This window comes from Chryseobacterium cucumeris (assembly GCF_016775705.1).
Classification (GTDB): domain Bacteria; phylum Bacteroidota; class Bacteroidia; order Flavobacteriales; family Weeksellaceae; genus Chryseobacterium; species Chryseobacterium cupriresistens.
The window spans coordinates 2,912,850-2,939,127 of the sequence record NZ_CP068760.1 but is presented as its reverse complement, the minus strand read 5'-3'; the positions used below and the strand labels follow the sequence as shown (position 1 = coordinate 2,939,127).

At 37.3% G+C, this 26,278-nt stretch carries 22 protein-coding genes; 14 read left to right on the top strand and 8 right to left on the bottom strand.

All coding sequences use genetic code 11. The features are described from left to right. Positions 1–743 precede the first annotated feature (743 nt). A complete protein-coding gene (locus JNG87_RS13155) occupies positions 744–2,618 on the top strand; it encodes a hypothetical protein (protein ID WP_202838821.1) in 1,875 nt (624 codons plus the stop codon). A gap of 147 nt (positions 2,619–2,765) precedes the next feature. Here JNG87_RS13155 and JNG87_RS13150 read toward each other — a convergent pair whose 3' ends face one another. Both JNG87_RS13150 and JNG87_RS13145 read right to left on the bottom strand, forming a co-directional pair. Beyond that, entirely contained in the window at positions 2,766–3,908 is a 1,143-nt protein-coding gene (locus JNG87_RS13150) for a cytochrome-c peroxidase (protein ID WP_202838820.1), read from the bottom strand. A 78-nt stretch (positions 3,909–3,986) separates the two neighbouring features. Beyond that, entirely contained in the window at positions 3,987–4,430 is a 444-nt protein-coding gene (locus JNG87_RS13145; RefSeq protein ID WP_238349589.1) for a DUF3291 domain-containing protein, read from the bottom strand. Between the two features lie 93 nt (positions 4,431–4,523). Here JNG87_RS13145 and JNG87_RS13140 point away from each other — a divergent pair, with 93 nt between their 5' ends. Then, the gene (locus JNG87_RS13140; RefSeq protein ID WP_202838818.1) at positions 4,524–4,886 is read left to right on the top strand and encodes a winged helix-turn-helix transcriptional regulator; all 363 of its coding nucleotides are present in this window, start codon (positions 4,524–4,526) and stop codon (positions 4,884–4,886) included. Positions 4,887–5,000: 114 nt separating this feature from the next. Here the strand turns inward: JNG87_RS13140 and dnaK are convergent, their stop codons facing one another. Both dnaK and JNG87_RS13130 read right to left on the bottom strand, forming a co-directional pair. Beyond that, positions 5,001–6,899, bottom strand: coding sequence for a molecular chaperone DnaK (gene dnaK, locus JNG87_RS13135; protein ID WP_202838817.1), 1,899 nt, complete (start codon positions 6,897–6,899; stop codon positions 5,001–5,003). Between the two features lie 202 nt (positions 6,900–7,101). Then, positions 7,102–7,806 (bottom strand): hypothetical protein, encoded by a 705-nt coding sequence (locus JNG87_RS13130; RefSeq protein ID WP_123279316.1) that lies wholly within the window; start codon positions 7,804–7,806, stop codon positions 7,102–7,104. Positions 7,807–8,047: 241 nt separating this feature from the next. On the opposite strand from JNG87_RS13130, the gene ppk1 reads away from it, so the two are divergent. From ppk1 to JNG87_RS13095, 7 genes are all read left to right on the top strand, one after another. Then, complete coding sequence (gene ppk1, locus JNG87_RS13125; protein ID WP_202838816.1) at positions 8,048–10,120, top strand: polyphosphate kinase 1; 2,073 nt, start codon at positions 8,048–8,050, stop codon at positions 10,118–10,120. Continuing rightward, positions 10,117–11,001, top strand: a complete 885-nt coding sequence (locus JNG87_RS13120; protein WP_202838815.1) for an exopolyphosphatase — start codon at positions 10,117–10,119, stop codon at positions 10,999–11,001. Before ppk1 ends, JNG87_RS13120 begins: the two co-directional genes overlap by 4 nt. 278 nt (positions 11,002–11,279) lie before the next feature. Beyond that, positions 11,280–11,933 carry an NAD-dependent epimerase/dehydratase family protein gene (locus tag JNG87_RS13115; protein ID WP_202838814.1) on the top strand — a complete coding sequence of 218 codons (654 nt, stop codon included), beginning with the start codon at positions 11,280–11,282 and terminating at the stop codon, positions 11,931–11,933. Further along, the gene (locus JNG87_RS13110) at positions 11,930–12,079 is read left to right on the top strand and encodes a hypothetical protein (protein ID WP_156106575.1); all 150 of its coding nucleotides are present in this window, start codon (positions 11,930–11,932) and stop codon (positions 12,077–12,079) included. Before JNG87_RS13115 ends, JNG87_RS13110 begins: the two co-directional genes overlap by 4 nt. A 143-nt stretch (positions 12,080–12,222) precedes the next feature. Further along, on the top strand, positions 12,223–15,261 hold the full coding sequence (locus tag JNG87_RS13105; RefSeq protein ID WP_202838813.1) for a choice-of-anchor I family protein: 3,039 nt from the start codon (positions 12,223–12,225) through the stop codon (positions 15,259–15,261). Between the two features lie 177 nt (positions 15,262–15,438). Continuing rightward, positions 15,439–15,831 carry a DUF3060 domain-containing protein gene (locus tag JNG87_RS13100; protein WP_110009976.1) on the top strand — a complete coding sequence of 131 codons (393 nt, stop codon included), beginning with the start codon at positions 15,439–15,441 and terminating at the stop codon, positions 15,829–15,831. 300 nt (positions 15,832–16,131) lie between these two features. Further along, positions 16,132–17,157: a hypothetical protein gene (locus JNG87_RS13095; protein ID WP_137905057.1), complete on the top strand. Its 1,026-nt coding sequence runs from the start codon at positions 16,132–16,134 to the stop codon at positions 17,155–17,157. Positions 17,158–17,312: 155 nt separating this feature from the next. Here the strand turns inward: JNG87_RS13095 and JNG87_RS13090 are convergent, their stop codons facing one another. Then, positions 17,313–17,561, bottom strand: a complete 249-nt coding sequence (locus JNG87_RS13090) for a NifU family protein (RefSeq protein ID WP_002977212.1) — start codon at positions 17,559–17,561, stop codon at positions 17,313–17,315. A 47-nt stretch (positions 17,562–17,608) separates the two neighbouring features. Then, positions 17,609–18,715, bottom strand: coding sequence for an Mrp/NBP35 family ATP-binding protein (locus JNG87_RS13085; protein WP_110009978.1), 1,107 nt, complete (start codon positions 18,713–18,715; stop codon positions 17,609–17,611). A 150-nt stretch (positions 18,716–18,865) separates the two neighbouring features. Between JNG87_RS13085 and JNG87_RS13080 the strand changes: the two genes are divergently transcribed. The 3 genes from JNG87_RS13080 (at position 18,866) to JNG87_RS13070 (ending at position 23,030) form a co-directional block, all read left to right on the top strand. Then, positions 18,866–19,321: a hypothetical protein gene (locus JNG87_RS13080; RefSeq protein WP_110009979.1), complete on the top strand. Its 456-nt coding sequence runs from the start codon at positions 18,866–18,868 to the stop codon at positions 19,319–19,321. 117 nt (positions 19,322–19,438) lie between these two features. Next, positions 19,439–22,240, top strand: coding sequence for a GH92 family glycosyl hydrolase (locus JNG87_RS13075; protein WP_202838812.1), 2,802 nt, complete (start codon positions 19,439–19,441; stop codon positions 22,238–22,240). Positions 22,241–22,259: 19 nt separating this feature from the next. Further along, positions 22,260–23,030, top strand: coding sequence for a hypothetical protein (locus tag JNG87_RS13070; RefSeq protein WP_202838811.1), 771 nt, complete (start codon positions 22,260–22,262; stop codon positions 23,028–23,030). A gap of 45 nt (positions 23,031–23,075) precedes the next feature. Here JNG87_RS13070 and JNG87_RS13065 read toward each other — a convergent pair whose 3' ends face one another. Both JNG87_RS13065 and JNG87_RS13060 read right to left on the bottom strand, forming a co-directional pair. Then, complete coding sequence (locus JNG87_RS13065) at positions 23,076–23,798, bottom strand: phytanoyl-CoA dioxygenase family protein (protein ID WP_202838810.1); 723 nt, start codon at positions 23,796–23,798, stop codon at positions 23,076–23,078. 6 nt (positions 23,799–23,804) lie between these two features. Then, complete coding sequence (locus tag JNG87_RS13060) at positions 23,805–25,055, bottom strand: dicarboxylate/amino acid:cation symporter (RefSeq protein WP_202838809.1); 1,251 nt, start codon at positions 25,053–25,055, stop codon at positions 23,805–23,807. A gap of 220 nt (positions 25,056–25,275) precedes the next feature. Between JNG87_RS13060 and JNG87_RS13055 the strand changes: the two genes are divergently transcribed. Together JNG87_RS13055 and JNG87_RS13050 are read left to right on the top strand one after the other, a co-directional pair. Continuing rightward, positions 25,276–25,764 carry a BON domain-containing protein gene (locus tag JNG87_RS13055; RefSeq protein ID WP_202838808.1) on the top strand — a complete coding sequence of 163 codons (489 nt, stop codon included), beginning with the start codon at positions 25,276–25,278 and terminating at the stop codon, positions 25,762–25,764. 6 nt (positions 25,765–25,770) lie between these two features. Next, complete coding sequence (locus JNG87_RS13050; protein ID WP_202838807.1) at positions 25,771–26,190, top strand: SH3 domain-containing protein; 420 nt, start codon at positions 25,771–25,773, stop codon at positions 26,188–26,190. Positions 26,191–26,278 lie beyond the last annotated feature (88 nt).

Sequence of the window (26,278 nt, the reverse complement as noted above, 5' to 3'; positions counted from 1 at the left end):
GTTGGTATCCGGGTTGTCACCCTGAGCCTGCCGAAGGACTATCCATATGAAGACCTTTTGTTAATTATTAATCCCGGGTATTCATAAAAGAGACAAGTCAATAATTTTATTAAACCTGGATGATTATTAGTACCGTGAGATACCTGCTCATCCAGGCTTTATATTTTTACACTTAAAATATGCAGTAATTACATTAAGCCTTTTTACAATCTGTATTTCATTCAAAAATACCATTTATGATACCATCAATACCAGATGATGTATGAGCTTATATCTTTTACAGCTACAAGTAATTTCTTTTTTAATCAAAATCAAAAGAGCCTTTACAAAAGAGCTGCAGAATACCGGAACACCGTATTGCTAAGGTTTAAATATAAAAAGATAAAACACATTATAGATTAATTATTTCACACAACAATGATAATACAAAGTATAAAATACATTGATTTCATCAAATGATGTACATGTGATGTATGTGTGTTGTATATCAAAAACATGCGACCACCTTAATAAATCTTATTTTTACTAAGGAAATCATGAAATAAATTGAAGATCAAAAAAACAATACTATACAGCACAATCTTTTTTATTTCATTTCAACAATTGAAATGAAAGATTGACAAAAAATATGTGAATCTGATATAGATATAATAGTAAAATGTAAGGAGACTCTGTTGCTATGATGGAGTTCCCGACAACAAAAAGAGATATTAATTTATTCTAATCTTAATTTCTTATATATTATGAAAAAAAATTTATTACTAGCCGGCTTGCTCACCACCTTTTCTCTGGTGGCAAAATCACAAGTGGGGATCAATACAAGTAATCCTCAGGGAATATTTAACATTGACGGATTAAAAAATAATCCAACAACGGGAGTGCCTTCAACAGCTCAGTCTACTGACGATTTTACTGTGATATCTAACGGTAATGTTGGGATAGGCACAGTATCCCCCACTAATAAACTGGTGGTAACGGGCATTAATGCCCAACCCTCAGCATTGGGCACAGCCAATACCAATGCTGCACTCAGAGTTGATGGAAATACCAGCCATGCGCTGGATTTCGGAACCTATGCCAACTCTCCTTATGGATCCTATATTTCAAGCCAGAACAAAACGGCTGCCACAGGTCTTCCATTAGTATTAAATCCGGTGGGAGGAAATGTAGGGGTTGCTACAGATTCTCCAGGAACAGCTTTGGATGTAAACGGAGCGATTACCAACCGTGAAACCGCTTTAGCTGTTGCGGGTAATGCTGTTACGATACCTGCCAATGTCAGCCAGGTACAACTTACCGGCGCTGCTACAGCAACCGTTACGGTTACTGCGCCTGCTGCCCCTAATGCAGGTCAGCGAATCATTGTTTATAATAATACAACAGGAGGTTTTGGCGCCTCATTAGGTGGGGTTACCATTCCCAATGGCAAAGCTTTGGAATATGTATACAGTAATTCAGGATGGAGATCTACAGATGGCGGATCTGTAGGAGCTACTCCGGTAAATCTCTATACTGCAGACGGTACTCTTACCGGAAACAGAACGGTAACACAGGGCGCTAATACCCTGGCATTTACAGGAACGCAGACCAATGCATTTTCTGTAGACGGAAATACCTTATCTGTGGATGCAGCCAATGACCGTCTGGGAATTGGAACCACTACCCCTACGAATAAGCTGGTGGTAGCCGGAATCAATGCACAGCCTTCTGCATTGGGTACAGCCAATACCAATGCAACCTTTAGAGTTGATGGGAGTACGAATCATGCTCTGGATTTCGGAACCTATACCAATGCCCCTTTTGGATCTTATATTTCAAGCCAGAATAAAACTTCAACTACGGGTCTTCCTTTAGCACTTAATCCTGTAGGCGGAAATGTCGGGGTGGGTACCAATGCTCCTGATAACTCAGCTTTGCTTGATCTTACTGCTACCAACAGAGGCTTTTTGCTGCCAAGAGTATCATTAACCTCAGTCACAGATGGAGCTACTGTTCCCTCTCCTGCAAAAGGGTTAATGGTTTATAATTCCAACACCGCCTTAACTCCCTATGGAGAAGGACTTTATACTAATTCAGGAACTCCGGCAGCTCCAAAGTGGGATAAATTAGCCCCTCAGACAACTGATTATCAACTTTTAGGAGTTTTTACGGATACGGCAACAGCTCCGGTAGGCCAGATAGCATTACCTTCTGGTACTACTGTAAATAATATTGATCTGGGATTATCTGTTTCGGTAACTATTCCAGCTAACAATACTGCTAAAATTGTTGTAGATTATAGCGTTCCGATGGGGACTGGAGTTCAGTATACTGGTGTACCTATTACTGGTTATTTTGGAATACGTTTTCTCAAAGATGGTATAGAAGCACCAGAGGGTTCCAGAAAATTTACCCTTCCGGAAGGAACTACTGGCTCTGAAATGGTTTCTGTCTCCGGAAAATTTAATGATACCTTTAACAATACCAGTGCTTCTCCTGTTACAGTAACCTATACTTTAAATGGGTATGCTGAAAGTAATTCTTATCCAGTTAGGTTTAATATGTGGTCCGCTACAGGAAGTAATTTCAACTGGGGTAAAGCTTCAATGGCTGCTACTGTTTTCACTAAAGATAACTAGTAAGTAAAAGCATCATCAATTACATCAATTACAAAAAGATCTCTTGAGCTCAGCTCCAGAGACCTTTTTGTTTTATGAATTTAATTTTTGCAAGCTCAAAACACACAAAATCAATCTTTATGGTTAAAATAGTTTTACTATAAATTATTATGACTTAGGTAATTCCGGCGGACGTACTTTGTATTGATAACTGCTCAGTGTTTTTAAAAATGCTACGATATCAAACACTTCATCATCAGTTAAATTTAGTTTTTTTATCATTGCTGATTTACGAGGAAACTTATGATCATTGATCTGCTCTCCTTTTGGAATTTCCTTCAGCATTCCGGCATTATACATCATGACAACGTTCGCCAGCTCAGGGAAAAGCCCGTTATGCATATAAGGTTTGTTCTCAGAAACTTCTCTCAAGGCAGGGGTTTTAAATTTTCCTACATCTTCATTTTTATGGGTAACGATATATCTTCCCAGATCTTCATATGGTGTTCCATAATAAGTAAGCCCCAGATTGTGAAATTTCCGGTCAGAGAAATAAGGTGTATTGTGGCAGTTGATACAATTAGCTTTGGTTCTGAATAGATGAAGACCATTGATTTCGGAATCCGTTAAAGCATCTTTCTTTCCGGTAACAAACTGATCAAACCTCGAAGGCGGACTGGTCAGTGAACGTTCAAATGCGGCAATCGCTTTTGCAATCTTTTCTTCTGTTACGTCTTCGTTTCCGAAAGCTTTCAGAAAAAAAGGTTTATATTCTTTAATCTTACTGATGTTTTTTGTTGCCATAGACATATGAAGATTCATTTCTACCGGATTTTCAATAGGGGCTTTCACCTGTTCTTCCAAAGTTGCGGAACGGCCATCCCAGAAAAGTGTTTTAGCATATCCTATATTTACCAAAGCAGGAGCATTTCTGGTTCCCGTCTGCCTGTTATGACCAAAAGAGACCCTGCTTCCGTCTGACCATCCTGTTTCGGGATTATGACAGCTGGCACAGGAAATTTGTCCGCTTCCTGACAATCTCGGATCAAAGAATAACATTTTTCCCAGTTCCGTTTTATCTTCGGAATAGGGATTATCTTCAGGAAAACTCATTTTTGGCAACGGTCCGATATCCTGAAACCCTTCTTTAGCTTCATCAAATAAATGAGGTGCCGGCCATTTACTCTGGTCCCCGCTGCTGTACAGTGTGCGAAGCTCTTCCACAGTATATCCTGCAGGATCATTAGAAGTATAACTTAGTAAACATAGTACTCCGGCAACTGCCAGAAAAGCAATATATCTTTCTTTCATTTATTTCAATAAAAATACTGAACCGTACAAAGATAGCTTTATTAGCATGCTCATTGCAAAAGTTTTTCAACGCTGCAACTATGGCGACTGAAAAACATGCTGAAAATTAAATGCATAAGAAGAGGAACCGTGTTCCTGCAAATATTCTAGCCGTTTCAATGCTTCATCTATACCAGGATATTCATTATTTTTAATCCACCACATCGCATAGTGAGCTTTTCCGTATTTTTGGAACCATTCTCTTCTTCTTCTCAGAAAATCAACGTGGAATGTTTTATAAGTAAAATGTTCCAGGGATTCTATGTTTTCCCACACCGATAAATTGATGATAACCTGTTCATCGTTTAGTGGATTAAAACTTGTAGCATTGTTTTCATCATCTTTGAGTCTCCAGATAAATCCGTCGCTTTTCTCTGCCAATTGGTTTACTGAATCCAAATGACTGACAAACTCATTCATCACCGGATCTTCTATGTTGGTTCCTATCATTCGGGCAACATTAATTTGGGCTAGCTGATACATTTTTTTATTTCTTTTATTCTGATTAATATTGTGTAAAAATAGCTCCTGTACTATTATCATAAAATAACTATCAATTTAGATACTATAGAAAAGATGGAAAAAAAATGTGAGTCCTTATTCGTTAATGTTGATCAGAAATCTTATCCCTGTGCTGTAAGTTTCGTCATGGATCTCATTGGAGGAAGATGGAAAGGGGTTATTCTCTGCCACTTAAAAAATGGGGATAAAAGGTTTGGCGAGCTCAAGAAAGACCTTTCTTTTATTACAGAAACAACTTTAAGTATTCAGTTGAGGCAATTGGAAAGAGATCAGCTGATAACACGAACGGTATTTGGAACAAAGCCTCCGGTAAAAGTTGTATATAGTCTTTCAGATTTGGGATTGTCATTTATTCCTTTATTGGATCATATCAATGATTGGGGTAAAATGATTCTGAAGGATAAAAAAGGTACTTAAAAAACTGTAACCCTATTTCTGAGGGCAAGTTAAATCTCCTGTAAAATAAAACCCGGCAGCAAACTTTGTTTGCTGCCGGGTTGATTTATAATTAAATGTTAGTGTTTACATTTATTATTTTACTTCTTCGAAGTCTGCATCCTGTACATCTTCAGCTCCGGCGTTTCCACCAGCATTCTGAGCTCCTGCACCTGCATCAGCACCTGGCTGTTGACCCGCTGCGTATAATTCTTCAGAAGCGGCCATCCAGGCTGCATCTAACGCTTCAGTTTTAGCTTTTACGTCATCAGCATTTTTAGCTTCGAAAGCTGTTTTTAATTCTGCATGAGCTGCTTCAATAGCTGCTTTTTTGTCAGCAGAAAGTTTCTCACCGAATTCTTTCAATTGTTTTTCAGTCTGGAAGATCAATCCGTCAGCTTTGTTGAAGATTTCAACTTCTTCTTTTCTCTTAGCATCAGCCGCAGAGTTTTCCTGAGCTTCTTTCTTCATTCTTTCGATTTCTTCGTCAGAAAGACCTGAAGAAGCCTGGATTTTGATAGACTGCTCTTTACCAGTTCCTTTATCTTTAGCAGATACGCTTAAGATACCGTTCGCATCAATATCGAATGTTACTTCAATCTGAGGAACTCCTCTTGGTGCTGGTGGAATATCTGTAAGGTCAAATCTACCGATTTCCTTGTTATCGTTGAACATTGGTCTTTCCCCCTGTCCGACTCTGATGCTTACAGCCGGCTGGTTGTCAGAAGCTGTAGAGAATACTTCAGATTTTTTTGTTGGGATCGTAGTGTTCGCTTCAATTAATTTTGTGAATACAGAACCCATTGTTTCGATACCTAAAGAAAGTGGCGTAACGTCAAGTAGTAATACGTCTTTTACATCTCCTGTCAATACACCTCCCTGAATAGCTGCACCAATGGCTACAACCTCATCCGGGTTTACTCCTTTGGATGGTTTTTTACCGAAGAATTTTTCTACTTCTTCCTGGATAATCGGGATTCTTGTAGAACCACCTACCAGGATTACTTCGTCGATATCAGAAGTTGATAAACCAGCATCTTTTAATGCTTTAGCAACAGGCTCCATAGATCTTCTTACAAGATCAGCAGATAATTGCTCGAATTTAGCTTTTGTTAAAGTCTTCACTAAGTGCTTAGGACCTGTAGCAGTAGCTGTGATATATGGTAAGTTGATTTCAGTCTGAGGAGAAGAAGACAATTCAATTTTAGCTTTTTCAGCTGCTTCTTTCAATCTTTGAAGAGCAATGGCATCAGCTTTCAAGTCTACCCCTTCTTCAGCTTTGAACTCGTCAGCCATCCAGTTGATGATCACATCATCAAAGTCATCACCTCCCAAGTGGGTATCACCGTTTGTAGACAATACTTCGAATACACCGTCTCCCAAATCAAGGATAGAGATATCGAAAGTACCACCACCAAGGTCATATACTGCGATTTTCTGATCTTTATGGTTTTTATCAAGACCATACGCTAACGCTGCAGCGGTAGGTTCGTTGATGATTCTTTCTACTTTAAGACCTGCAATTTCACCAGCTTCTTTAGTAGCTTGTCTTTGTGCATCGTTGAAGTATGCAGGAACAGTGATTACTGCTCTTGTTACTTCCTGACCAAGATAATCTTCAGCAGTTTTCTTCATTTTCTGAAGAGTCATTGCAGAAATTTCCTGTGGAGTATATTCTCTATCGTCGATTTTTACTTTTACTGTATCGTTTGGTCCGGCAACTACTTTATAAGGTACTCTTGTGATTTCAGAAGCATCATCTTTAAAGTGGGTTCCGATAAATCTTTTGATAGAGTAAACAGTTTTTGTTGGATTCGTTACAGCCTGTCTTTTTGCAGGATCACCTACTTTTCTCTCTCCGTCTTCCGTAAAAGCTACGATAGAAGGAGTAGTTCTCTTACCTTCTGCGTTAGGAATAACAACAGGGTCTTTCCCCTCCATTACAGCAACACAAGAGTTGGTTGTTCCTAAGTCAATTCCAATTATTTTACTCATAATATTTTATATTTTTTCTATTTTTAATTTTAATTTACACTCTCAATTTCTCAATATCTGTACCATTCAAAAAAATATGACAAAATGACACAATAAAAATAAAAACCCCGATAAAATCGAGGTTTTGAAATTATATTCAGGAAAAAAAATCATTTTTTATGTATGAAGATATGTCAACTTCTCCTCTATGAGGTGAAAGATACTATTTACTTTCTTTTAAAACCCGGATTAAAAAATACCCAAGGTCAGGATCTACGGAATATATCCTTCCTGTATTAATGCCAACTCCCATTCCATTAGCTCCAAAACCTGCACCGTCTATTCCGATGCCTGAAAAGCTGTAGAATTTATTAAACTGCTCCGGCTTCCATTTTACCCATACTGCCATTCCAGTAATTCCTCCTTTTACTATTTTAACCTCTTCATTTTCCTTTATTACTACAGTTGCAAATGTATTGTCTTTTACTTCTTTTCTGGCTCCGTTTACTTTAAACTTTGACGTATTTTCACTATTTAAAACGGGTTCCCCAATAATATAAATTCTATTTTTTTCAATCAGCAGACTTTGATCTTTGATATCAGAATCCCGGATATGATAAGTATCCAATATCAGTTCAGACTCATTTTGTTTATCTCCTTCTTTGAAACTCACAATATAATAGGCATTGGCCCCTGCATTCTTTGCTTCATCGCTAATAGCTGTAAACAAATGTCCGAGGTAGGTACCGGGATAATGAGCTTTATATCGTCCTAAAAAAGCAGATTTATAGTTTTCCTGATTCTGTAAAGGAATCATAAATTTTTGAGGAGACAGGTTTTCCAAATTTCCTTTTTCCAAAACCTCTACATATTGACTGTATCCCCAACCAAATAACTGTAGCAGAAGTATAATCGTAATTTTTTTCATGGTTACAAGTTTTTATAATTCTTTAAAGCATTTTCTCCAATGAATATATATCCTGATTAATGGCAAATAGTTCGTGATATAAATATATCAAAAACCACTGAAAACCAATTACTTTATAAGGAAAATCGAGGATCACAAATAATAACTCACCAAACCTTTAAAAATTAATCAAAGTTTAACCTAAGAAATAGAGGAAGAATCTGTACGAATGATTATTTTTGATAAAATATACACATTTAGAATGTCAATACACTTTAATCCCCGAGATATTACTTGGCTTGCCTTTAATGAAAGAGTTTTGCAGGAAGCTATGGATGAAAAAGTTCCCTTACATTTAAGAATACGTTTCCTCGGAATTTTCTCCAACAATTTAGATGAATTTTTCAGAGTGCGTGTTGCCGGATTAAAGCGCGCCATGGATTTTAAGGAAAAAGTGATTGCCGAATCTTTTTATCAGCCGCCATCCAAGATCCTTCAGAGAATCAATGAAGTTGTGATGAGACAACAGCTGAATTTCGATAAAACCTGGAAAAAAATCCAGACCGAAATGGCTGATCATAAAGTTTTTATTAAGAATGCCAAAAACCTGACAGCCAACCAAAAAGAATTTGTCAGACAATATTTCGATGAAGTGGTAGAATCCAATGTGATCCCGATTCTCCTTCACGAAAATACTCCTATGCCTTATTTGCGTGATAAAAGTCTTTATCTGGGAGTAGCCATGAGAAAAAAAGACTGGCAGTATTCCAGTAATTATGCCATTATTGAAATTCCTTCCCGTTTTGTAGGAAGATTCGTATTGCTGCCAACAGAAGATCCGGAAGAAAAAAATGTAATGCTTCTGGAGGATGTAATCGCCTTCAATCTTCCGCACATATTTTCTTATTTTGGATATGATGAATTTGCAGCCAATGCATTTAAAGTAACAAAGGATGCCGAACTGGATCTGGATAATGATATCAGAACCAACTTTGCAGAAAAAATAGAAAAAGGACTCAAAAACAGAAGAAAAGGAAAGCCTACCCGTTTTGTTTTTGATAAAGATATGGATAAAGCTCTGCTGGAACTCCTTATCAGAAAGCTTAACTTAACTAAGAAAGACAGCATCATTCCGGGAGGCAAAATTCATAATTTCAAGCATTTCATGGATTTTCCCGATGTTTTTGAAAAGTATGAAAGACCTGTAGAAAGAACCTCTTTTACGCATCAGGCGTTTGAGCATGGGGAAAGAGTGACAGATGTCATTTTAAAAGAAGATGTACTCCTTACCTTCCCTTATCACAAGTACAATCCGGTGATTGATCTTCTCCGTGAAGCCGCTATGGATCCGGATGTAAAATCCATACAAATTACAGCGTACCGTCTGGCAAGCAGTTCAAAAATTATCAATGCTCTGATTTACGCTGCCAGAAATGGTAAAGAAGTGACTGTGATGCTGGAGCTTCAGGCAAGATTTGATGAAGAATCCAACCTGGAATGGAAAGATATGCTGGAACCGGAAGGAATTACTGTGCTTGTAGGAATCCCTAATAAAAAAGTACATGCCAAACTTTGTGTCATCAAGAAGAGAGCCCACAATAAAACAATCCAGTATGGCTTCGTAAGTACCGGAAATTTCAACGAAAAAACAGCCAGAATATATGGTGATCATCTGTTGCTGACTGCAGACCGAGGCATCATGGCAGATATCAATAAAGTCTTCAATGTGTTGAAAAAACCGAAAGATGATTTTATTTCCATTTTGAAAACTTGTAAAAATTTATTAGTTTGCCCTCAGTTTATGCGTGAAAAGATTGTTCACCATATCGATAAGGAAATCGAAGAAGCTAAGGCAGGACGAAGAGCAGAAATCATTGTCAAAGTAAACTCAATGAGTGACCGCGCACTGATTGAAAAAATATATGAAGCTGCTAAAGCCGGAGTGGTAACCAGAATGATTGTAAGAGGTATCTATTGTGCCGTAAATCAAAAGGAATTCAAAGAAAAAATAAAAGCCATCAGTATTGTAGATGAATACCTGGAACACGCCAGAGTTATGTATTTTTACAATAAAGGGGCTGAAGACATGTACATTTCTTCCGCAGACTGGATGACAAGAAACCTTGACTACAGGATTGAAGCAGCCGCTAAAATCACTAATAAGAACCTTAAGAAGGAATTAAAAGATATTCTTGATATCCAGCTTAGAGATAACGTAAAAGCAAGGATTTTAGACAAAAAACTGAGCAATGAATACGTAAGAAATGATAAAAAAGAATGCCGATCACAAATAGAAACCTATAAATATTTAAAAGCTAAAACAAGCAAGAAATGAAGATAGCAGCGATAGACATAGGGAGTAATGCAGCCCGCCTTCTTATCAATGAGGTAAAGATCAATAACAGAAAGCCTGAATTTATTAAGCTGAACCTTCTCAGAATTCCTCTGAGACTGGGAATGGATGTTTTTACCATCGGAAAGATAGGTCCGGAAAGAGAAAAAATGGTCATTGATTCCATGAAAATCTTTAGTGACCTGATGAAAATATACAAAGTAGACCACTACAGAGCCTGTGCTACCAGTGCCATGCGTGATGCTGCCAACGGTAATGATATCATCAATCTGGTAAAAGACACATCAGGAATCAATATTGAAATTATTTCCGGTGATGAGGAAGCTACCCTGATTTATGAAAATCATGTTGCAGAAGGTCTTGATAAAGAATTTGCCTATTTATATATCGACGTGGGCGGAGGTTCTACAGAACTGACCTTCTACGAAAATGGCAAGATGGTTTACGAAAAATCTTTCAACATCGGAACAATCCGTCTTCTCAACAATCTTGTTACGATGGATAACTGGAAAGAAATGAAGGAGGAAATCAAGAAAAATATTGTCAGCAAAAAGCCAATTGTTGCCATCGGTTCGGGTGGAAATATCAACAAAGTATTCTCTATGAGCAAGACCAAAGATGGAAAACCAATGTCTCTGTCTCATCTGAAAAAGGTTTACAAAGAATTCAATGAACTTTCTGTGGAAGAAAGAATGACCAACTACAACCTTAGAGAGGATCGTGCCGATGTATTGGTACATGCCCTGGGAATTTTTAACAATGTCATGTCATGGTCTGATATCAATAAGATCTTTGTTCCTAAAATTTCCGTAGCAGACGGATTGATCCATAATATTTACAGTCAGCTGCGACATAAAAAGTAAAGCTTATAAAGATATTGAAGGCCAGCGCAAAAATGCGCTGGCTTTTATTTTAAAAGTTTTCCCCATTGTCATTGCGAGAAGCATAGCGACGAAGCAATCTGTATAATTAAGTTTTAGCTAAATCCAGTACAAGGCGGCTCATTTTTAAGGCGGGCTAAAGCCCATCCCTATTGAATTATTGAATCCAGACATTTAAGACAACATCTTTTATCTTTTATCTAAAATTTTAAAGTAAAACCCTATCCCTATCCGTCATATCCAATATCAATAGCAAAGCAATGAACCCAATCAAAATAATTCTTACAGGAGCTACGGGAATGGTAGGCGAAGGTGTTTTAATGGAATGTCTTGAAAACCCGGATGTTTCCGAAATCCTGAGCATAAGCAGAAAACCCTCCGGGAAAACGTATCCTAAGCTGAAAGAATATCTCGTCCCTGACTTTCTTTCGCTCGATCTGAATGATGAAAAACTAAAAGGTTATGATGCCTGCTTTTTCTGTGCAGGAATTAGCAGTATAGGCATGAACGAAGAAGAATACACCCAAATCACTTATGATACAACCCTTCATTTTGCAAAAGCTGTTTTGAACCAAAATCCTGAAATGGTGTTCAACTATGTTTCCGGGGCAGGTACAGACAGCACAGAGAGTGGAAAAATGATGTGGGCCCGTGTAAAAGGAAAAACAGAAAATGATCTGAAAAGAATGAATTTCAGAGGCGCTTATAATTTCCGTCCGGGATTTATGAAACCTGTTGAGGGTCAAATCAATGTAAAATGGTTTTTTAAACCTTTTATTTGGATTTTTCCTGTATTTTTTCAGTCAAAATCATTAACTTTACACGAAGTGGGTAGAGCAATGATCAATGTGACACAAAAGGGATACCCTACATCTACTTTAGAAATTAGAGATATTAAAAATTTAGCGCTATGAGAGACATGTTAAAAAGAATTGTTCTGGTTATTTTTGTACTCTTGCTTGTGACTGCTGTTTCAGGATATTTTTATATGCAGAAACATCCTTTGGAAGGAAATAAATCAGGTACAATTTTAAACTTTTCGGGAAAATCAGGAAAATAATTTTCATTCTAAAGTTTCTTATTCAACATAATTTTTTGTATTTTATCGGAAATAAACCTATTTTTTAAACATTTTTTAAAGTTCCATTAAAATAATTGCAAGGTATAAAGTTCATTTTTGTATTTATCTAATTGAAATAAAAAATGATCAACAATTACCTATTAAAAGGGTCTGTGATTGCCGCATTCTTCTTTCAGAGCGGTCTTTTCGGGCAGACACTGATTCATTACTGGAATTTTAATGATAATGCTTCTGCAGCCACAATTACGACCCCTAATTCTACGATGGTAAATGGTTCTCTTGCACCTATAACAGGAGGAACGAGTGTTATTGATTTTGCCGGAGGTACCGGACAGAATTTTAGTCTGCAAAATTTAAATGCAAGAAACGGTGATGGCTCCGGAGCCCATTTAAGATTCAACAATCCGATTGGAGGAGCTTTACAGTTTAATCTTCCTACAACGGGCTATAATAACATCATTGTTAAGTTCACCACCAGAAGATCCGGTCAGGGAGCAGGAACACAGACCTGGTCTTATTCAACAGACGGAACTACTTTTGTACAGTTTCAGACCGTGTATCCTCAGGATGCAGATCCCCAGCTGATAACACTCGATTTTTCTGCTGTACCGGGTGCTAATAACAACCCTAACTTTAAATTAAAGGTAGAATTTTCGGCAACAGGAGGAGGAACAGGCGGGAACAACCGTTTTGATAACTTTACAGTAGATGCCGTTCCTGCGGGAGGCCCTGATACTACTCCACCAACGGTTACTTATTTACCTGCTCACAATACCAATAATGCTTCGACGGCTTTAAATCCGACCTTATCTTTTAACGAAAATATAAGGCTAACAGATAATTCTGCGATCAACGATTCCAATGCACAGAACCTTATTGATTTCCGTCTGGGAAATTCTTCAGGTACCCCAATTCCTTTCACTACAACATTCACTAACAATACCATCACTGTAATTCCTGCTTCCGGACTTGTGCCGGGGCAGACCTATTATTTAGCGCTTAAGCCCAATGTGGTTGAAGATTTCAGTGATAACGGAATTACAACTGTCACTTCCACTACTTTTACTACTGCCGGAACAACAGTTGCTTTAGAAAAGAATTTTATTAAGGTTAATGAAAATGCGGGAAATCTTGCATTTAAAATCAATATTACCAATCCTTCGGCTTCTGCGGTAAACCTTGTTGTAAAACCCGCACCTTTCAGTACAGCTGACAACAATGATTTTACTTTAGCCAATCAGACTATTAACATTAGTCCATCTACAACGAGTTACACCGTCAATATTCCGATTATTGATGACACAGTGGCAGAACAGCAGGCTGAATATTTTGTGGTAAGCCTTGAAAATCCTGTTGGAGCTACTATTTCAGGAGACAATTCCGCAACCGTTTATATTGTAGATAATGATAAGCAGGCTCCGGTTCCTTCCCATCAGATTCAGCTGAATTATCTTCTAAGTTTTGATCCTTCAGGAAATAATAACAGTTCTACGGAAATTGTGGTTCATGATCCGTCAACACAACGCTTATTCACGATCAGTTCGATTACTGATGTATTTGATATTATTGATTTCAGTAATCCTTCAATACCTTCAGTCATAAAAACAGTGAATATGGCTCCTTATGGCGGTATCACAAGTATCGCTGTGAAAAACGGAATCATTGCAGCCGCCTCTCCCAATACTGATCCCCAGCAAAATGGATCTGTAGTATTTTTTGACATCAATGGAAATTTCCTGAAGCAGGTAACTGTAGGAGCTTTACCGGATATGGTGACATTCTCCCCTGACGGAACAAAAGTAGTTACCGCCAATGAAGGAGAACCTAATGATGCCTATACGGCAGATCCTGAAGGAACCATCAGCATCATTGATATTTCCGGAGGTATCGGAAATCTTACCCAAAGTAATGTAGCGACACTTAATTTTAATAGTTTTGATAATCAGGTAGCAGCATTAACCGCTACCGGTTTAAGAAAAGTAAGAACGAATAATACCCTTTCTCAGGATCTGGAACCGGAATATATAACCATCAGTGCCGACAGTCAGAAAGCATGGGTAACTCTTCAGGAAAACAATGCCATCGCTGAGATTAATCTGGTTACAAAAACCATCACAGGAATCTGGGGATTGGGAAAAAAAGACATGAGTATTCCGGGTAACGGTTTTGATGCCTCAGATAGTAATGGAGAGGTTTTAATTGCCAACTGGCCGGTAAAAGCTTACTATGTTCCGGACGCTGTACAGAATTATAAAATAGGAAACACCAATTATATTATAACCGCTAATGAAGGTGATGAAAAAGATCTTTCAGGATTCAGCGAAAGAACTACAGTAGGTGCTAACAGTTATACTTTAGATCCTGTATTGTTTCCGAATGCAGGTATTTTAAAAGCGGCTTATAATCTTGGCAGATTCAGGGTTTCATCTGCTACAGGAAATACGGATGGAGATTCGGAGTTTGAAGAAATGGCGGCTTTAGGAGCACGTTCTTTCTCTATTTTCAATGCTGATACTAAACAGATTGTCTACGACAGCGGAGATCAGTTTGAAAGATATATTTCAGCTTACCATCCTTTAATTTTCAATGCTGATAATGAGTCTAACGGTATTAAAAACAGAAGCCGCGCCAAAGGTCCGGAACCGGAAGGAGTTGCTTTAGGAAACATCAACGGACAGACGTATGCTTTCATCACACTGGAAAGAACCGGAGGTGTTATGGTTTATAATATTACGAACCCTAATAACCCTACGTTTACAGATTACAAACATTCCCGTTCTACTTCAGCATACGGAGGAGACAATGGTCCTGAAGGAATCATTTACATTGCCCCTGAAAATACAACAACCAATAAAGGGTATGTGATCGTTGCGAATGAGATCAGCGGAACTTTATCCATGTATGAAGTAGCCATGCCTGCTACGCTTGGAACAGGTGAGATAAAATCTGAACAGGCAACCTTCAATGTATTTCCAAACCCTGTCAACAAAGGAAATACACTTTATTTCAACAGAAAACAGGATTACGAATTGTACGATATGTCCGGAAAATTGATCGGAAAAGAAAAGAATGCTTTAACAATCAATACTTCTACGCTTTCTACCGGTGTTTATCTGGTAAAAACTTCAGAAGGACAGATCAAGAGAGTTATTGTAAAGTAAATATATATATTACAGCATACCATTCCATTGTAAAGCTTCGGATTTCCGGGGCTTTTTTGTTATTGGAATATACAATATGCCATATGAAGACTCTTTATTTAAGATGATTTAACTTTTGAAATACTTGGAAGAAAGCATTTTATATCTATATTTATCCCGAATAAAAAACCAATTCGCATGAAGAATATTAAAACCGCAGGAATTCTTACTTTCCTGTTGCTGGGAACAGCTACTGCTTTCTCACAATCAAGAAAAACAGAATCTACAAAAGGTGTGGAGAAAACCGAAGGCAATAAAGTGGTACATGTAGAAGGTGTAGGACATACACTCAATTATACACTCAGCGGAGGCGTTGTTGAGGTAGAAGGTGGTGATAACAAGCTTACGGTAAAAGGGAGTGCAAAAAAAGTTACAATCTCAGGAACAGGTAACAAAATATACATCGATAAAGTAGACAAAATATCCATGGAAGGTGGTGATAACACCGTTTACTACAGAACTTCAGGAACAAAATCAGGGAAACCGGATGTTTCTATTACTGGAGTGGGAAATAAGGTTGTAAAACAATAAAAAAACATTTTTCGGAATCTGAAAAATCTCATCCTAGACCTAAAGTATAAATTAATTAATAAACCTGACGGGTTTTAAAAACCCGTCAGGTTTGGTTCACCAAGCTGAACCAAACTTCTTGCTATTAATACAAATAAAAGACAGTCCTTAAAAATTCCTGCTTATAAAGTATCTCCTTATGACCTTTTTCAAATAAAAATTTCAATCAAATTTATTATATTATTTGTATATTTAAATAACATTTTAATATTTAACAGTAAAACCATTTTACAGTTAAAAAACACAAAACCAAAAGAAATCATGAAAAAAGTACTATTGTTCTCATTAAGCTTATTTTTCAGCTTATATTTTGCTCAAGTAGGGATAAACACAAGCTCTCCCACTGCAACTCTTGATGTAAAAGCATTAACAACAGCCACAGCTCCTGCTATTGCTGAGGGATTAATCACTCCTAGATTATCAAGAGCTGACCTTATTGCTAAAGACGGGGCTTATAATTCCCCGCAAACAGGTACCTTAGTATATGTATTAGATACAACAGGTACCCTTACAGTAAAAACAAACAATGTTACTACACCCGGCTACTATTATTTTGATGGAACGATCTGGCAAAAAGTAATTACCTCTGTTCCCAGCGATACCAGTATATATAATACAGATGGTACGATACAAGCAAATCGTACTGTCGCCATGACTAATAAAACATTATCTTTTACGGCAAGTACCCCCAGTGTCAATCAATTTAATATTGACGGCACTACTTTTTCTGTAGATACACAAAATGACAGAATAGGAATCGGGACTTCCGCACCTACTACTAAATTGGATATTAATGGTAATGTGAGAATTGGGACTGCTGCAAGTTCCAATTCATCAACTAATGTTTCTACCCTTGTGAGAGACAACACAACAGGAGAAGTGAAAATTGCTGTTTCATCAACCGGAAATACATCACCGCTAAATTATATTGTTTATACAATTTCTAACGTTAATGGAGACTGGATTGCTAATTATGACACTAAAATAAGCAGCACAGATTATACTGTGACAGTAGTAGGAAATAGTTTTAACACCTCTTTAAATACTAATACAGGAACAACACCTCCTACTTATGCTCCCGCAAATGTGTTTGCATTTACTTCTGCCGGAACATGGCGTTTATCAGCTGACTATTTAGCCACGGCTACTCCAGGTGGAGTGAATGGAACATGGACAATCTACTGCCTTGTTATCAATAATAGTGTACTTAAAACGCTTACACCAGTGTCTCAAAACTTAGGAGGATTAAATAGTGGAGCAGCAGCTGCACCTCCGGCAGGATTATAATTTTCATTTATTTCGTGAAAATATACCTAGAAATTAATAAACCTGACGGATTAAAAACACGTCAGGTTTGGTTCACCAAACTTATTGTTATTAATGCAAATAAAAAGACAGGCCTTAAAAAAAGCCTGTCTTTTTAAAAATATCTCAGATATAATTTACTCTACGTTGATTACCTTTTCGATTTCCGGAGCATGTTGTTTGATTGTATTTTCAACACCCAGTTTTAAGGTTGAAAAATTCAATGAACACCCGGAACAGTTACCTAAAAGTTTTACAAACACCTGATTATCTTTCACATCAATAAGCTCAATATCACCACCGTCTTTATTCAAAAACGGCCTGATGCTTTCCAGAGCTTCCATTACTCTTGTTACTGTATCTTCGTGCGTTATGTTTGTTTCCATATTTTTTCAGTTCAATTCGGTTTCTTCAAATTTTATTGAAATTATTATTATTTTGCTTTTGGCGAGCATCCTGCCATTGTGGAAATCTTCACTGCTTCAGTGGGAGGAAGATTTTTATTTCTTTCCACTAAGCTTTCTACCATTTTTCTGGCAGTTTCTGTGTAGATATCTTCAATTTTAGATCCTTCCTGAAGTGCTGCCGGTCTTCCAACGTCACCTGCTTCTCTGATGCTCTGGATTAGTGGAATTTCACCCAATACCGGAATTCCAAGATCTTCCGCTAAATATTGTGCTCCCTGGTTTCCAAAGATATAATATTTATTGTCAGGAAGTTCTTCCGGTGTAAAATACGCCATATTTTCGATCAAACCAAGCACAGGAATGTTAATACTTTCCATCTGGAACATGGCAATTCCTTTTCTTACGTCTGCCAATGCAACATGCTGAGGTGTACTTACGATGACCGCTCCTGTTACTGGTACTTCCTGGATAATTGACAAGTGAATGTCACCTGTTCCCGGAGGAAGGTCAATTAGAAGGAAATCCAGTTCTCCCCATGCTGCATCTCTGATCATCTGGTTCAAAGCTTTTGAAGCCATAGGACCTCTCCATACTACTGCCTGATTGGCTCCTGAGAAGTATCCTATTGAAAGCATTTTTACTCCATAATTTTCGATAGGCTTCATCAGATTCTTACCATTCACTTCTACAGAAATTGGTTTTTGTCCCTCTGTATCAAACATGGTAGGAACTGAAGGACCGTAGATATCAGCATCCAGTAATCCTACTTTAAAGCCCATTTTAGCCAACGTTACTGCCATATTTGCAGAAACGGTAGATTTCCCTACTCCTCCTTTACCGGAAGCAATAGCGATAATATTTTGAATTCCCGGAATCTGTTTTCCTTTGATCTGACTTTGCTGAATTTCACTAGGCTCCGGAGAAACGATTTTAAGTTTTAAATGAATGTCTTCTCCAAACTCACTGGCAAAAGCCTGTTTCATAGCAGCCTCCAGTTTTTTCTTTTCGTGCATTGCAGGCGAATGGGCAGTCATATCAATATAAACATCGTTACCCATAATCTGAAGATTATTCACCAAATCGTCTACTTCTATTTCTTTAAGGAATTCCTGAACCTTTTCTTTCGTCAACATATAAATATAAATTGTTTACAAATTTACGCATTTTTTCGGTAATTTAGAATCAATAAAATCTATAATATCAGGTGATAAATCAGATCGTTAAAAATTTCTTATTCTGTTTTTTCATTCTGATACCACATCCTCTCCCAGAAAGCAATTGATATGAAAACGACCTCCTATCCTTCCAAATATGCACAGCCAAAAGGAATTATTATTGTTGGAAAAACAAAATTCAAATGGTATGACCTGGCCAATGATCCTGCAGAAGTTTCACAACAGGACATTGAAAATGCCCAAAAGTGTATCGAAAGTGCTGAAGAAAACTTTAAAAACATTGATGATCTCGGATTTGTCATTATGCACCGCTGCGGAAAAAACTATCTTTTACTGGTATGTACATGGCGAAATGAAAACGAATTATGGGAGAGCGTGTATTATGATGGTTCCGGACAATTTGAAATATGGGACAGAAACAAAACCCACCTCCCAACTTATTGTGTCTGGGAAATGGGTATTGTCTATCATGAATCTCAGTCCTGGAAAAAATATCTGGGCTCCGGAAGAGAAGACAAAGATAAAGAGACCTATCTCAATCATTTTTTTGAAGGAGAAGTGTAATTTAAATTCGCTCTGTCTTCTTATGAATGAGATCGTTTTTAACAGGACAAACGGTAATGATCTTTTATTGCATCACTTTTGCTGTTTTTCAATATCTTCGTCTGATAAAATCAGAACATGAAAAAAGGGCTTATTGCATTTTCTATATTTATTACTCAGATCATTTCTGCACAGAGCTATTCCCAATATGTGAATCCGTTTATAGGAACCGGAGGGCATGGCCACACTTTTCCCGGGGCAATCGTTCCATTCGGGATGGTACAGCTTTCTCCCGATACAAGAATTGATGGAAGCTGGGACGGATGCGGCGGATATCATTATTCGGATTCTGTCATCTATGGTTTTTCTCATACGCATTTAAATGGTACAGGAGTTTCTGATTATGGAGACATTATGCTGATACCTACTATGGGAAATCCAAGCCTGAACAGCAAAGACTATTCTTCGAAATTTTCGCATAAAAATGAAAAAGCAACAGCAGGATTCTATGCTGTAAAATTAGATAAAAATAATATTGATGTTCGCCTTACAACGACAAAAAGAGTCGGGTATCATGAATACACTTTCAACAATGCCGGAAATGCCAATATTATCTTAGACCTCAACCACAGAGACAAACTTCTGGAAGGAGAAGTAAAGATCATTGATGATAAAACCATTGAGGTTTTCAGAAGAAGTGAAGCATGGGCCACCAACCAGTATATCTATGCCAGAATTGAGTTTTCAAAGCCTATGAAAATTTCAAAAAAAGAAGTTAACGGAAAGCAGGAAAACAATCTTTTTACCGGAACAAAACTGGCCCTGGCATTTTCAGCCACCGTTAAAAAAGGAGAAAAGATCAATGTAAAAGTTTCTGTTTCTCCTACAGGATATGAAGGAGCAGGAAAAAATATGCTGGCAGAAGGACAGTCAGGCGATTTTGACACTGTAAGAAAGCAAGCTCAATCTGACTGGGACAAAGAGCTTTCAAAAATTGAGGTGAAATCTGATGATAAAAACAAATTGACCGTTTTTTACACTGCTCTATATCACGTTTTCACACAACCCAACATCAATATGGATGTAGACGGAAGATACAGAGGTAGAGATAATAAGCTTTATACCGCCAATGGTTTTGATTATTATACGGTATTTTCACTTTGGGACACCTTCAGAGGAGCACATCCGCTGATGACTTTAATCGACAGAAAAAGAACTGCTGATTTTATCAATACCTTTATTAAACAATACGAACAGGGAGGGAAACTTCCGGTATGGGAACTGGCTTCCAATGAAACAGAATGTATGATTGGCTACCACTCTGTTTCCGTCATTGCAGATGCTATGGCTAAGGGAATTCAGGGGTTTGATTATGAAAAGGCATTTCAGGCTGCAAAAGGTTCTGCCATGCAGGATATTTTTGGATTGAATGCTTATAAACAGAATCATTATATCAGTATAGATGACGAGCATGAAAGTGTTTCGAAAACTGTAGAATATGCTTATGATGACTGGTGTATTGCTCAGATGGCAAAAATTTTAGGCAAAAAAGAAGAGTATCAGGAGTTCATGAAACGTTCTCAGAACTGGAAAAACCTTTACAATCCAAAAACAGGCTTTATGCAGCCGAGAAAAAACGGGAATTGGTATGAGCCTTTTGATCCGAGAGAAGTTAACAACAATTATACGGAAGGAAACTCGTGGCATTATTCATATTCTGTACAGCAGGACATTCCGGGACTTATTGCTGCTCATGGCGGGAAAGAAAAGTTTGAACAGTTTATTGATGCTATCTTTACTGCTCCTGATAAAACTACGGGAAGAGAACAAGTGGACATCACAGGATTGATGGGCCAATATGCCCAGGGAAATGAGCCAAGCCACCACATTGCCTATCTGTATAATTTCGTCGACAAGCCAGAAAAAACAGATGCGAAAATCAAATACATTCTTGATAATTTTTATAAAAACACCCCTGACGGATTGATCGGAAATGAAGACTGCGGCCAGATGAGTGCCTGGTATGTTTTAAGCTCAATGGGAATTTATTCTGTAACCCCGGGATTACCGGAATGGGAAACCACCACTCCTTATTTTGATGAAATTAAAATTCACCTTGAAGACGGCACTACAAGAACGATTACAAAAACTACAGGCAGAGCGGAGCTCAAAAAATTAGGTTTCGAAAATGTAAAACCTGCTAAAGATTTTAAATATCCTGAACAGACAGCCTCTCCGGTAATTGCTGCCGACAGAATCTTCGACTTTTCTACCAAAGTTGAAATCACTCCATTAAACCCAAGCGACAAAGTATATTATATGACAATGGATGAGAGTGACAGCAATAAAAGAAAGACGTTTTCAACTTATAAAGGACCATTCTCCATCACCAAAACTACTCAGGTAATGGCTTATGCTGAAAGAAACGGCGAAAAAAGTTCTGTAACTACTGCTCATTTCAACAGAAGACCCAATTACTGGGATATTAATATTCTGTCAAAAGTAACTCCACAATACAGTGCTACCGGAAATCTTGCTCTTATTGACGGAATCAGAGGAGATGTTAACTGGAGAAAAGGTGAATGGCATGGTTATCAGGGACAGAATTTTGAAGCCGTTATTGATCTTAAATCCCCTCAAAACATTAAATATTTATCTTCAACGTACCTTCAGGATAGCAAAGCATGGATTCTGATGCCTAAAAAGGTGGAATATTACGCTTCCATGAACGGAAAAGATTTTGTCCTTCTGAAGACCGTTGACAATACTATTGATCCTAAGGATGAAAAAGTACAGATCAAAGATTTTTCTACAGAAATTCTTCCTACCGAAGCACGTTATATCAAAGTAAAAGCCTACTACTTCGGAAAACTTCCGGAATGGCATCAGGGAGCAGGCGGTGATGCTTATATCTTTATTGATGAGATTGCTGTGAAGTAAAAAAACAAAAACAACACCTATGAAAAAATTATCATTACTACTCTTTTTACTTTTAAGTATTATAAAAGTTTCAGCTTGTAAATGTGTATATGAAACCTTAGCACACAATTATCAAAATTCTGAATTTGTAGGTATTATCAAAATTTTGAAAGTATATGACGAAAATACTGAGCAAAGATCCTATAAAGCAGATATTGAAATTGAAAAAGTATATAAGGGAGCTAAAACATTCAAAACAATGAATGTGAGAGGACTCATTGGAAATTCCTATTCCGGAGCTTGTGAAATTGATGTCCTGGTCAATGAAAGATATCTGATCTTTTTAAACCAATACAATAACACCTATTCCATTTCATCCTGTACTCCAAAATCAAAACTGGAAAATAAACCAACAAAAGATGAAAAATCGTGGCTTAAAAATCTGGAAAAAGCCTTTACTTATTTAAATAATAATACATTCAGGTTTATAGGCTTACAGTTTACCCGTTGCTATGATGAATTCCAAACTGAATATAAATCTGATTTGTCAAAGATCAGTGGATTCAAGCCTAAGCAGCCTTTTGCTATCTATAAAATAAAAATAGATGATACATCAAAAATTCAGGAAATTACTCCTGTTACAACTTTTGGAAGTAAGGATAATATGATCGAAAATATACTGAAAACAAAGATGAAAGTCTCCACACCGACATCTTTCTGGAATGCCAACCCAAAAGAAGGTCTACTATTTCTCTCCTATCATAAAGAAAATATAGACAAGCCTTATGGTGAAGTCATCTCCTGTGATTAATACTAAAATAAACCCTTCTTCAGAATGTGAAGAAGGGTTTATTTATCAATTCATTCTTTCCGACCATTGCAGAACTTCCGGAAGTTCGATATCAGAAAATTCGATGTGTATGACTCTTCTTTTCTTTCCGTTCGTTGTTCTGTTAGAGCCGTGAAGCGTTAAAGGTTTCATCAGCATAATTCCCCCTTTTTCTACGTTGCAGATTTCTTCTGTTTCTACAGTCCAGTCGATGGTTTCCGGTCTGTAAATGCCTTTTGTGTGGGATTTTGGAACTACTTTCAATGCTCCGTTATTTTCATCGGTATCATCCAGATGGATTCTGATGGTATAGATATTTTCCAAAACGTTGAGTGGAGGCTGTACCGCAAACTGATTTTGTTTGGTGGTCCAAGGTCCGAAATTAGCGAGTTCCAACTTCTTATCCACAGAAATAGTAAGATCCTGATGATAGGCCACGTACCAGTTGGAGGTTTCAGGCTTATCAAAATAGATACTTTTAACCACAAAATATTTTTCACCGAAGATTTCTTTCACCACTTTCCGGATGTTTTCATTAAACACAAGATCTTTGATTTCCGGAACTTCTTTTAAGAACTGCCTGATAGCAAAAAGGTCTTCAGACTTTCTAAAATTTTCTTTTGAAGTGTCTATATTTTGCAGAACAAGGTTGATGTCTTCCAGTTCTTTCTGCGAAAACACATCATTGATAACAGCAAAGCCATATTTTTCAATATGGCTTTTATGATTTTCTAAGTTGTTTAAACTCATTGATATTTAAATTTTGTCTAATGGTTCAGTTAACTGTCCTTCCCATTTTGAAACTGCTGTGGTTGCCAGTGTATTTCCAAGTACGTTCGTCATACTTCTACCCATATCACAGAAATGGTCAATTGGTAAAATCAAAGCAATACCTTCCGGCGGGATACCAAACATTGAACATGTTGCCACAATAATTACCAGAGAAGCTCTTGGAACTCCTGCAATCCCTTTTGACGTAAGCATTAGTACCAAAAGCATAGTGATCTGCTGTCCAAGGGTCATTTCGATTCCGTAGATCTGTGCAATGAAGATTGAAGCAAATGTCATGTACATCATACTTCCGTCCAGGTTGAATGAATATCCTAAAGGTAAAATAAAAGATACTACTCTACTGTTACACCCAAATTTCTCCAGTTCTTCCACCAATTTCGGGAATACTGCTTCTGAACTTGTAGTAGAGAAAGCAATCAGTAATGGTTCTTTAATTCTTTTTAAAAGGTCAAAAAGACGGTTTCCTAGGATGAAATATCCTACCAGTAAAAGGACCAGCCAAAGAACTCCTATAGCAAAGAAGAAGTCTCTTAAATAAATAGCATATACTTTAAAAATTTCAAAACCATTGATGGCCACTACGGCTGCAATAGCTCCCAGTACTCCAAGAGGAGCAAACCACATGATATAGCCTACCATTTTAAGAATAGCATGCGCAATAATATCAAATAGTTTCACAACTGGTTTAGCATATTCTTCTCCCAGATTAGCCAAAGCAACTCCAAACATTACCGCAAATACAACAATCTGCAGTACTTCGTTGGTAGCGAAGGCTTCAAATAAACTTTTAGGAATCATGTGTTTTACGAAATCTTCCATGGAAAAACTTTTGCTGTTTTTAAGAAGTTCGTCAGCAGAAGCGACATCCTGAATTGGTAATTTGGTAACATGTCCTGGCTCCAGCCAGTTAACAAGGATCAACCCGATAAAAAGGGAAATCAGAGAAGCTGAAATAAACCAAAGCATGGCTTTTGTACCTACTCTTCCAATCATTTTGATATCACTCATTTTGGCAATCCCTACTACTAATGTCGTAAAAACCAATGGAGCAATAATCATCTGTACCAATCTGATAAAAACCGTTCCCAACAGTTTTATGTTTTTAGAAAAGGGTTCTGCACTATCCGGATAGCTCACGTGTACAATACCTCCGATTCCTACTCCCAGAAGAAGGGCAATGATAATTGCTATAAAAAGTTTATTCTGTCCTTTCATATATATAGTTCAATTTGCGCAAATATAATGGTTTTTCAATTGGCAGACGATTTTCTTCTATAGCGTTGAATTTTGCATTAAGTTTTTAATCCCTGAAAATTAAAACCCTGGTTTAGAAAATATTGTAAAAAAATTAAGAAACATTTATTGACTTTTTATTCTTTTGGTACAAATTTTATTATTACATTTGAGTGTATAACAACATTAATAAATATACAATATGAAAAAAACTATTGCAATGGCTGCATTAGCTGTAGCTGTATCTTTCGGTGCTATTTCTTGTAAAAAGAAAGTTTCTGATGCCGACCTTCAGACTCAGGCTACAACTATAGTAACTTCTAATCCCAATGCTTCTGTTGAAGTAAAAGAAGGTGTAGCTCACTTAAGTGGTACTTTCGCAGATCAACAGTCTAAAGACGCAATGATTGCTAAATTAAAAGCCATCAGCGGAGTAAAAGACGTAATGGATATGTCTACCGTAGTAGCTCCTGCACCTGCAGCACCAGTTGAAACGGCATCTGCTGTAGATCCTGCTGTTCAGAAAAAAGTTCAGGATGCAGTGAAGGATTTCCCTTCTGTAAAAGTAGAAGTTATAAACGGACAGCTTACGCTTACAGGAAATGTTTCTGCTCTACAGGCCAGAAAAATCAAAGAATCTGTAGATGCTTTGAAAATCGGAAAGTATAACAACAACCTAATCGTAAAATAATTAAAGATGAGCGAATTACAAGATAAATATTCAAGTGTAGTTTCAGCGGCACAGTCTGCAGGGATTTCCAATCTTCAGGTTCAGGAGCAGGACGGAATTCTTTATGTTTCCGGAAATGCTTCCAATACTGCGGCTAAAGATGCTGTATGGAATGCTTTAGGAGCTATTGATTCTACTTATTCTGCTTCAGATATCAATATTGATGTACAGGTTGCAGGTCTTGCTGCAGGAGCTTCTTTAACAGTGGCTACTGAAGAATCTAACCTTAATATCAGACAGGAACCTTCTACTGAAGCCGCCGTTGTAGGTAAAGCTGCAAAAGGTTCTTCTGTAACGCTTATTGAGCAGACTTCTGATGACTGGTGGAAAGTGAAAAATGCAGACGGCCAGGAAGGATATGCTTACTCAAGATATTTAAGAGCATAATTTTTATTAAAAAATAATAAATTTTCACAAAAAAAGCCTAGAAACATCCCAACTTTGGGATGTTTTTATATTTTTACGGCTCTGAAAA

Excerpts from the sequence above, each read along its gene's own strand:
- JNG87_RS13155 (WP_202838821.1), top strand. The coding sequence starts at position 744 with ATGAAAAAAAATTTATTACTAGCCGGCTTGCTCACCACCTTTTCTCTG.
- JNG87_RS13150 (WP_202838820.1), bottom strand. The coding sequence starts at position 3,908 with ATGAAAGAAAGATATATTGCTTTTCTGGCAGTTGCCGGAGTACTATGT.
- JNG87_RS13145 (WP_238349589.1), bottom strand. The coding sequence starts at position 4,430 with ATGTATCAGCTAGCCCAAATTAATGTTGCCCGAATGATAGGAACCAAC.
- JNG87_RS13140 (WP_202838818.1), top strand. The coding sequence starts at position 4,524 with ATGGAAAAAAAATGTGAGTCCTTATTCGTTAATGTTGATCAGAAATCT.
- dnaK (WP_202838817.1), bottom strand. The coding sequence starts at position 6,899 with ATGAGTAAAATAATTGGAATTGACTTAGGAACAACCAACTCTTGTGTT.
- JNG87_RS13130 (WP_123279316.1), bottom strand. The coding sequence starts at position 7,806 with ATGAAAAAAATTACGATTATACTTCTGCTACAGTTATTTGGTTGGGGA.
- ppk1 (WP_202838816.1), top strand. The coding sequence starts at position 8,048 with ATGTCAATACACTTTAATCCCCGAGATATTACTTGGCTTGCCTTTAAT.
- JNG87_RS13120 (WP_202838815.1), top strand. The coding sequence starts at position 10,117 with ATGAAGATAGCAGCGATAGACATAGGGAGTAATGCAGCCCGCCTTCTT.
- JNG87_RS13115 (WP_202838814.1), top strand. The coding sequence starts at position 11,280 with ATGAACCCAATCAAAATAATTCTTACAGGAGCTACGGGAATGGTAGGC.
- JNG87_RS13110 (WP_156106575.1), top strand. The coding sequence starts at position 11,930 with ATGAGAGACATGTTAAAAAGAATTGTTCTGGTTATTTTTGTACTCTTG.
- JNG87_RS13105 (WP_202838813.1), top strand. The coding sequence starts at position 12,223 with ATGATCAACAATTACCTATTAAAAGGGTCTGTGATTGCCGCATTCTTC.
- JNG87_RS13100 (WP_110009976.1), top strand. The coding sequence starts at position 15,439 with ATGAAGAATATTAAAACCGCAGGAATTCTTACTTTCCTGTTGCTGGGA.
- JNG87_RS13095 (WP_137905057.1), top strand. The coding sequence starts at position 16,132 with ATGAAAAAAGTACTATTGTTCTCATTAAGCTTATTTTTCAGCTTATAT.
- JNG87_RS13090 (WP_002977212.1), bottom strand. The coding sequence starts at position 17,561 with ATGGAAACAAACATAACGCACGAAGATACAGTAACAAGAGTAATGGAA.
- JNG87_RS13085 (WP_110009978.1), bottom strand. The coding sequence starts at position 18,715 with ATGTTGACGAAAGAAAAGGTTCAGGAATTCCTTAAAGAAATAGAAGTA.
- JNG87_RS13080 (WP_110009979.1), top strand. The coding sequence starts at position 18,866 with ATGAAAACGACCTCCTATCCTTCCAAATATGCACAGCCAAAAGGAATT.
- JNG87_RS13075 (WP_202838812.1), top strand. The coding sequence starts at position 19,439 with ATGAAAAAAGGGCTTATTGCATTTTCTATATTTATTACTCAGATCATT.
- JNG87_RS13070 (WP_202838811.1), top strand. The coding sequence starts at position 22,260 with ATGAAAAAATTATCATTACTACTCTTTTTACTTTTAAGTATTATAAAA.
- JNG87_RS13065 (WP_202838810.1), bottom strand. The coding sequence starts at position 23,798 with ATGAGTTTAAACAACTTAGAAAATCATAAAAGCCATATTGAAAAATAT.
- JNG87_RS13060 (WP_202838809.1), bottom strand. The coding sequence starts at position 25,055 with ATGAAAGGACAGAATAAACTTTTTATAGCAATTATCATTGCCCTTCTT.
- JNG87_RS13055 (WP_202838808.1), top strand. The coding sequence starts at position 25,276 with ATGAAAAAAACTATTGCAATGGCTGCATTAGCTGTAGCTGTATCTTTC.
- JNG87_RS13050 (WP_202838807.1), top strand. The coding sequence starts at position 25,771 with ATGAGCGAATTACAAGATAAATATTCAAGTGTAGTTTCAGCGGCACAG.